1 protein-coding gene is annotated in these 709 nt (G+C 45.4%); it reads right to left on the bottom strand.

What is annotated here, in order from left to right:
* Positions 1 to 686, bottom strand: a 686-nt coding sequence (locus tag ACS8FD_RS20565) for an ABC transporter permease (protein WP_439277231.1), incomplete at its 3' end; no start/stop codon positions are given.
* Positions 687 to 709 lie beyond the last annotated feature (23 nt).

Raw genomic sequence — 709 nt, 5'->3', positions numbered from 1 at the left:
AGCTTCGTTGTTTTGTCAGAATACTGACGTTTAATCCATGCAACGATGATAGCAAGCAAAGCAATAAGTAGCGTCGTCATACTGGCAATCATCAAACTATTGGTTACAAAATCGATATAACGTGCATCGAAATCTTGACGAAAATTCGTCGCTGTCCAATAGAACAGTTGTAAAAATGGTATGAGAAAGGCAATTGAAAATACGAGCGTACACAGCAGCGTCATTGTAAGCTTTGCAGGTGTACTGGCCTCTAAACGGCGATTGCTCCCTTGAGTGACTGCATTGCCACGTCTTGTTTGCCAATACTGCTCAAACAATACCACAATAAATACCACACCGATCAATAAAGCGGCCAATTGCGCTGCCGTGGTTAAACTAAAAAACCCAAACCATGCTTTATAAATAGCCGTAGTAAAGGTATCGACGTTAAACACCGAGACGGCACCAAAATCTGCCAAAGTCTCCATCGTCGCTAACAACAGCCCACCGATAATCCAAGGCAGCGCTTGCGGTAGAGCCAAGCGAAACAACACTCGACTGCGGCTAAGCCCCAGCATCTGACCTGCTTCTATCGCACGCCGACCTTGAGATAAAAACGCTTGCCTTGCCAGCAGATATACATAAGGATAAAACGCCAGTGACAATATTAGCCCAGCACCCCAGACATTACGTACTGAGGGTATCACGGTGCTAATCCCCAAATCCCGTA

This window comes from Psychrobacter sp. 1U2, from assembly GCF_051847575.1.
The sequence above is the reverse complement of the archived record's forward strand: the minus strand, read 5'-3'. Positions and strand labels throughout refer to the sequence as shown.